This is a genomic window from Bacillus cereus group sp. Bce019 (assembly GCF_051781745.1).
Classification (GTDB): Bacteria; Bacillota; Bacilli; order Bacillales; family Bacillaceae_G; genus Bacillus_A; species Bacillus_A cereus.
Window position 1 is genome coordinate 1 of record NZ_JBPWJX010000271.1, and the last position, 250, is coordinate 250.

Here is a 250-nt window from a genome sequence, read left to right on the forward strand (position 1 = left end):
CTTCCTAATCCACCAACATAATCCTGCATCTGAGTATCAGATACTTTAAATTTAATTTGATTATTTAACTGCGTAATATCACTCGTGTTTTGTTGAATAATCTCTCCATGTTTCCCTTGTGTTTGGCTCAAAGAATTAATTGTTTGTTGATTGCTGTCTACTGTTTGTTTGATTTCGTTCGTTTGTTTAGTAGTAGCAATTTCAGATTGATTTAATCCCCAAGGAGTAGCGATTGCTCCTAATTCAACTT

Annotated in this window: 1 protein-coding gene; it reads right to left on the bottom strand. The window is 33.6% G+C overall.

The annotated features are described in order from the left end of the window. Positions 1–250 (bottom strand): hypothetical protein (locus ACS2QP_RS28300; protein WP_438883142.1); only part of this gene is annotated, 250 nt, incomplete at both ends.